Genomic DNA, 7112 nt, shown 5'->3' on the forward strand with positions numbered 1-7112 from the left:
ACCAGTGGTTTTTATTCAATACAATTATATAAATATTTACAATTATGCTCTCGTTATATAAACAAACATAATATCAGCTGACTGTATTTATCGTTCTGGCAAACTGGCTTTTATAGAGTTCGGCATAGAAACTATTTTTATTCAGTAATTCGTCATGCTTTCCCTGCTCAATTATTTTTCCATGGTTCATTACAAGTATCATGTCTGCTTCACGGATTGTCGATAATCTGTGGGCAATGACAAAATTTGTTCTGCCTTTCATCAGTCTTGTCATCGCATTCTGTATATAGGACTCTGTTCTTGTGTCTACACTGCTTGTTGCTTCATCAAGGATAAGGACTGTCGGATTTGCAAGAAGAGCCCTTGCAATTGTTATCAGCTGTTTCTGGCCCTGCGATATATTTGATGTTTCCTCATTCAGTACGGTTTCATACCCGTTCGGAAGAGTCCTTATGAAATGGTCTGCATGGGCAGCTGTTGCGGCAGCAATTATTTCATCATCAGTCGCTCCGGATCTGCCATATGCAATATTGTCTTTTATGGTTCCGTTTAAGAGCCATGTGTCCTGCAGAACCATGCCGAACATGCTCCTGAGATTATTTCTTTTTAATTCTCTTATATCTATTCCGTCAAATGTTATTTTCCCGCTGTCTATTTCATAAAATCTCATAAGCAGATTAACAAGAGTTGTTTTTCCTGCTCCGGTCGGGCCGACGATTGCAACTGTCTGGCCCCTGTTTACATCGATATTCATATTTTCAATCAGGGAAACCTCTTTTTTATAACTGAAAAAAACATCCTCAAATTTTATTATTCCCCGGGGTGATATTATCATCTTTGCATCTTTGGCGTCCTGAATTTCTTCTATTTCATCCATGATTTCAAAAACACGTTCTGCTGAAGCGATGGTTGACTGAACAAGATTAGCTATATTGGCAGTCTGCGATATAGGTTGCGTAAACTGTCTTGAATACTGAATGAAAGCCTGTATATCACCTACATTCAGAGTCTGTCTGATTGCAAAAATGCCTCCGACTATACAGATAAGAACATAAGAAAGATTGCCTATAAAGTTCATCAAAGGCATTATTATTCCCGACATAAATTGCGCCTTCCAGGAATAATTATACAATTTGTCATTAAATTTTTTGAATTTGCTTATTGATTTCCTTTCATAATTATAAGATTTTACAATTACATGTCCTGTATACATTTCTTCTGCATGGCCGCTCAGGTTGCCGAGTGTTTCCTGCTGTGAAGCAAAAAATTTCTGTGATTTTTTTGTTATGAACATCATTGTCAGTGCATATAAAGGCAAAGTCAGTATTGTTATCAAAGTAAGCATCGGACTGATTGTAAGCATCATTATGATTATTCCAAGCAATGTGATGGTTGATGCTATAATCTGTCTCAGACCTTGTTGAAGAGTAGTAGCTATATTATCGACATCATTTGTGACTCTGCTCAGAATTTCCCCATGAGTTTTTGAGTCAAAATATTTTAAAGGCAGTTTTGCCAGCTTTTCATTGATATCTTTTCTCATTGAAAAAACAATTTTCTGGGAAACGGAAGCCATTATATAAAAACTCAGATATGTGAAAGCAGAACTGATTATATAGAGGGTAAGCAAAACAAGAAGTATCTTTCCTATATAAGCAAAATCTATGCCGTCGACTACTGCAGTCTGTGTCTTAAAAGCTCTTAATTTCGACACAAAACCTTCAACCAGTTTGTTTGTAGCCATACCCAGGATTTTAGGCCCGACAATATTAAAAACCGTACCAAGTATTGTAATTAAAAAAGTACCGATAAGTGCCCATTTCTGAGATCCACAGTATTTTAACAGCCTTCTGAATGTGCCTCTGAAATCCTTTGCTTTTTCGGCAGGCATTCTACCGCCATGTCCAAACCCTCTTGCATGTCCGAATCCCATGGAAGGTTTCTGGGTTTTGTTTTTTTCATTCATGACAGATCCTCTTCAGATAACTGGGATGCAACAATTTCACGATAAATGCTACATGTTTTCAGAAGCTCTTTATGTTTTCCTTTGCCGACTATTTTTCCTTCTTCAAGTACTACAATAGCATCGGCATTCATCACTGTGCTTATTCTCTGACTTACTATTATCACTGTGGAATCTGCTATTTCTTTTTTTAAGGCACTTCTTAATTTTGCGTCCGTTTTGAAATCAAGCGCAGAAAAACTATCGTCAAAAATAAATATTTTAGGCTTCTTTATAAGAGCTCTTGCAATGCTCAGTCTCTGTTTCTGTCCTCCGGAAAGATCAGTTCCTCCCTGAGCGATCAGGGTATCAAAACCGTCTTTTAATTCGTCAATAAATTCTTTTATCTGTGCAGTCTCGGCAGCCTGACTGATTTCCGGATCAGTTGCATTTTCATTACCGAATCTTATATTTTCTGCTATTGTACCGCTGAACAGTAAAGACTTCTGTGAAATAAGCCCTATATGGTCTCTTAGATCACTTTGTTTTATCTGTCTTATGTCGATTCCGTCAATGAATATATTACCTTCCTGTATATCATAAAATCTGCAAAGCAGATTTATAATTGTAGATTTTCCACATCCGGTACTTCCCACTATTGCCGTGGTTTCTCCCGGTTCTGCAGTAAATGATACGCCATTGACGACAGGCTGTTCCGCCCCTTCATAGCTGAAAGCCACATTCTTAAATTCCACCCTGCCTTTTATTGCGCTGAAGTCTGCAGGATTTCCAGAATCTTTTATCTCCGGCATGACATCAAGCACTTCATTTATTCTGTCTGCAGACGCCTGCGCTCTCGGGATTAATATAAACATCATTGTACCCATTAAAAATGAAAACATTATCATGAAAGCGTACTGAATGAACGCAACCATATCTCCCACATTCATTGCCATTTTGTTTATTCTTATGCTCGAAAACCAGACTATGGCAACTGTGGCGGTACTTATAATAAACATCATTGAAGGATATATGAACGCCATTATCTTGTTTACCCTGATTGCATTATCCATAAAATCCTTATTGGCATCATTAAATCTCTGCTTCTCATCATCAACGCGATTAAAAGCTCTTATTACTCTTATGCCCATAAGATTTTCACGCATTATAAGATTAAGTTTGTCAACTTTTAATTGCATCAGCCTGAAAAGAGGCAACCCTTTTTTCCCTATAAAAATCATTATGGTAATCAGTATGGGCAGTATTACGGCAAAGATTATTGATAATTTCGCATCCCGGGTTACTGCCATTATAATGCCGCCGATACCCATCATAACTGCCATTACAAGCATTCTCATCATTATAAAAACATTCTGTATCTGGGTGACATCATTAGTTGTTCTGGTTATAAGTGATGCTGAGCCGAACTTGTCTATTTCATTCAGGGAATAGCTTTCAACTCTTGTAAATACTTTTTCCCTCAGGTCTTTTCCAAAAGCCATTGCAACTCTTGCAATTAAAAAACTTGCGAATATTGTAACTATTACAGAACCGGCTGTTACCAGCAGCATATAGATTCCGATTCTCAGGATATGAGTTATGTCGTTTTTAAGTATGCCATTGTTTATTATGTCTGACATAAGGTTTGGAAGGTAAAGATCTGCAATGGAATGCAGAAAAACAAGAACAACTGTTCCGACAAGCGGAAGAGCATATGGTTTTAATTGTTTAAAAAGCCTGAGCATAAAAAATATGAATCCTTTTAGTAATCAATATATGGATTAAAATTAAATTTATTAAAAACTTTTATCTTCTTTGAAATGTTCTGATTCCTCCAGTAATTTTTTTAAAAGAGAAAGTCCCTCAATTATTTTTATCCTTTCATCATGTCCAACTTTTTTTACTGTCTGCTCTATATAATCATTCATTTTTGTATGAAAATCGCCATGTTTCTTTTTAAAGCTTTCGGAGATGCTTACATAAACGACTCTCCGGTCCTGATCGCTTCTTCTTCTTTCAACAATTCCGAGTGTTTTCATTTTCTCTATTATCCCTGAAAGGGTGCTGTTGGAAATCCCGATAAGCTCGCTTAGTTCAGTTATTCTTATTTTTTTATGTTCACTTATTGTTTTTATTATTATCCCATGAGAGTGGCCGATACCTTCATTTTCAAGGAGTTTTCCCATTTTGTTCTTAAGCAGAACGAAAATCTGATAAAGAAGTTTTATTATATCGGTATCTGTTTTTAATTCTGTTTTATCCATTTTTATAATAGCAAACTGATGTTTTCAGATAAAATTATTTCGGATACGAATATTTCGCTTTCGAAATATTATTCTTATTAAAAAAATATGTCAATCATTTTTTTGATTATAGATGGGTTTCCAGGTATGTCCTTAAATTTGATTCACGGGATAATTTGAGTTTTTTGCGTATATTGAGGCGATGATAGTCAATAGCTTTTTTTGTAACACAAAGCTTGTCAGCTATTTCTTTTGACTGATAACCTTCTTTAATAAAAGATGCTATCTGCAGTTCCCTTGGCGTCAGATTTGAAACAGAAGAGGGTCTTTTCTTGGTTATCGGATAAATGATTTCATCGATAATCGCGCTGACAAGATCCACGTCTTTTTCATTTGCAGTTTTTTTCATATAATTAAGTAAAGGTTTTATAAATTTCTCAAGATTTGTTGAAATAGTGTTTTCAAGATTATTCTGAAATTCTTCTCTCTGGCTTAATATGCTCATAAGAATATTATTCTGCTCCTCAAGAGCCTTGAAGCGCTTCTCAATGTCCGTCAGGTTTTCTTTTATATATTTGTGAAAAGTAATATCCCTGATATATTCGATTATCAGAATAATATTGTTTTTTCTGTCAAAAACAGGTATAGAGAACAATTCATGCCACCCCGGAGTATCGCCTTCACGCGGATAGCTTATAATGTTCATCTGCGGCTCTTTGGTTTCAAGGGTTTTTAATGTAGGGCAGTCTTCACAGGGTTTTTTCCTTTTATGATAAATTGAATAGCATTTACGGTTAACAGGATTAACCCCTTTTGTATAAAGATTGTGAATTGTTGCATTTACATAACGGACAATCAGATCAGAATCAAGTACGCTTACGCCGTCCTGAATGAATTCGAGAATAGTATGGAAAAAACTGGAGCTTTTAAAGAAATCATCTCTGTCTTTTACAATAATTTTTTTTGAAGAATCCTGGTTTAGAATCCAGTTGAATACATTTTCATGCATATCGGATAAATTTAAATTTATTTATTCTTGGTATTATTTAATAATTATATATCATGCTGGTATTTATGAAAAATAATTAATAATAATTTACGTTGAAAACCAGCATAATTACAAGTTTCTGACCGGTACTAATAATACTAGTTATAAGCTGGTATAATATAAGTGTTTTTATGGTATTACCGGAAAAATATTTTGTTATATACTTAAAGAGTTGAATTAGCTTCAAAATCGGATTATCAAAAATAAAAAAAGGGGAAACATATGAGCAATAAAGATACAGCTCTGGCAAAACCCATTAAAATCGGAAAAAGAACAGCCAAAAACAGATTTGTCATTCAGCCGATGGAATGTGCTGATTCAAGCTTGAGCGGCGGATTCTCGGAAAGATCGCTTGAACGTTATAAAAATCTTTTCGAAGGCGATGCAGGAGTAATTATATTTGAATCAATAACAATGCAGTATGACAGCAGGGCAAGAAATTCACAGATAAGCCTTCAGCCGGATGATAAAGAGAACATCAGAGAATGGGAAAAATTTATAAAGGACATGAAAAAAATCAATCCCGATCCTCTGCTTATCGTGCAGCTTAACCATTCCGGAGAGGTTTCAGGAAGCCAGTTTTCAAAAAGAGTATGTGTCAAACCGCTACATGGTTTCGGCGGGGAAGTGATCGATGAAGATTATGTGGATGATACCATTGATTTGTTTGTAAAGTCGTCAAAGATACTATATGATCTTGGCGCTGACGGTGTTGATCTTAAGTTTTGTCATGGTTATTTTGGTTCCCAGGTTTTAAGACCATATAATGACCGTAACTGGAAATATGGTCCAACATGGGAAAAGAGAAGCAGATTTGCCTTTGATATGGTTGAAAAGGTCAGAAAAACCGTAAATGATGATAATTTCATAGTAGGCTCAAAAGTGTCAATGTGGGAAGGTTTTCCCGGCGGACAGGGGTGTGCCGGACCTGATACCGGAATAATTGATCTGACAGAATCAATCGATCTGTGCAAGGGGCTTGAAGCAAGAGGCGCAAATTTTATACTTGAATCAACCGGTAACCCTTCAGTGACAATGGAGCTTCATATGCCTGAAAGAGGCAAACCTGATGATGTCTACCTTCATTTTACAATGGCAAAAATAATCAAGGAAAATGTTGGTCCGGATGTAGTTGTAATGGGAGGAGCTTATTCAGTACTTAATAATGGCAAGAATTTCCTGAAAGCAGTCCAGCCTGAATGGAATTCAATGTTTCACTGGGGAAATTATAATATAGAACATGGATATGCTGATATGGTTGCGCTTGGAAGACAATCTCTTGCAGATCCCAAGCTTCCTGCCAAATATCTTGCTGACAAAGAAGACGAAATAAACTGGTGTGTTGCCTGCGACAAGTGTGTTGAGCTTCTGATAAGGCAGGAAAATGTTGGATGCACAGTTTATAACAGGCCCTATACGGAGCTGATAAGAAAAATAAGAGAAGAAAAAGGCAAATTAAGGTTTAAAGTTACCGGTCTTGATTAATGATTTCAATTCTGATTCTGGCTGAAACAGGTATTTTTACTTGTTTTTAACGGATTTTAATTAATCAGGCTGACAAATACTTTAAAAATACAGTAATATTAAAAACTCCTTCTCAGGATTTTAAAAAACTTTGGAGGAGTTTTTAATTTCTGCTAATATTAATATATACCTTAAAATATTTTAAAGGGAACTTCTCCGGCAAAGCTATAAAAATATATTTGAATACCTGAGTAGTTTTTCATTTAAATATTTTTTTAAAGACAGGATGTAAAAATGCAAGAAAAAGACAGATTTATCGACTATCTTGTTGAGCTTCCCAATTAACTTACTATTTTTATAACTCCCATTTACTTTCTTACCATCGGACCTATGCTTATCGAGATGAGCAGAGATA

The 7112-nt window shown here is 35.6% G+C and carries 5 protein-coding genes; 1 reads left to right on the plus strand and 4 read right to left on the minus strand.

Annotated elements, in window-relative coordinates; translation table 11 throughout:
* Positions 1–73: 73 nt before the first annotated feature.
* The 4 genes from GXZ93_05590 to GXZ93_05605 form a co-directional block, all read right to left on the minus strand.
* On the minus strand, positions 74–1966 hold the full coding sequence (locus GXZ93_05590) for an ABC transporter ATP-binding protein (protein HHT79251.1): 1893 nt from the start codon (positions 1964–1966) through the stop codon (positions 74–76).
* Positions 1963–3687: an ABC transporter ATP-binding protein gene (locus GXZ93_05595; GenBank protein HHT79252.1), complete on the minus strand. Its 1725-nt coding sequence runs from the start codon at positions 3685–3687 to the stop codon at positions 1963–1965. Before GXZ93_05595 ends, GXZ93_05590 begins: the two co-directional genes overlap by 4 nt.
* Before the next feature lie 51 nt (positions 3688–3738).
* A complete protein-coding gene (locus GXZ93_05600; GenBank protein ID HHT79253.1) occupies positions 3739–4206 on the minus strand; it encodes a MarR family transcriptional regulator in 468 nt (155 codons plus the stop codon).
* A gap of 106 nt (positions 4207–4312) precedes the next feature.
* Positions 4313–5194, minus strand: coding sequence for a helix-turn-helix transcriptional regulator (locus tag GXZ93_05605; GenBank protein HHT79254.1), 882 nt, complete (start codon positions 5192–5194; stop codon positions 4313–4315).
* A gap of 261 nt (positions 5195–5455) precedes the next feature.
* On the opposite strand from GXZ93_05605, the gene GXZ93_05610 reads away from it, so the two are divergent.
* Entirely contained in the window at positions 5456–6718 is a 1263-nt protein-coding gene (locus GXZ93_05610; protein ID HHT79255.1) for a 2,4-dienoyl-CoA reductase, read from the plus strand.
* Positions 6719–7112: the final 394 nt, after the last annotated feature.

The sequence above is a fragment of the Actinomycetota bacterium genome (assembly GCA_012837825.1).
Classification (GTDB): domain Bacteria; phylum Actinomycetota; class Humimicrobiia; order Humimicrobiales; family Humimicrobiaceae; genus Humimicrobium.

Excerpts from the sequence above, each read along its gene's own strand:
- GXZ93_05590 (HHT79251.1), bottom strand. The coding sequence starts at position 1,966 with ATGAATGAAAAAAACAAAACCCAGAAACCTTCCATGGGATTCGGACAT.
- GXZ93_05595 (HHT79252.1), bottom strand. The coding sequence starts at position 3,687 with ATGCTCAGGCTTTTTAAACAATTAAAACCATATGCTCTTCCGCTTGTC.
- GXZ93_05600 (HHT79253.1), bottom strand. The coding sequence starts at position 4,206 with ATGGATAAAACAGAATTAAAAACAGATACCGATATAATAAAACTTCTT.
- GXZ93_05605 (HHT79254.1), bottom strand. The coding sequence starts at position 5,194 with ATGCATGAAAATGTATTCAACTGGATTCTAAACCAGGATTCTTCAAAA.
- GXZ93_05610 (HHT79255.1), top strand. The coding sequence starts at position 5,456 with ATGAGCAATAAAGATACAGCTCTGGCAAAACCCATTAAAATCGGAAAA.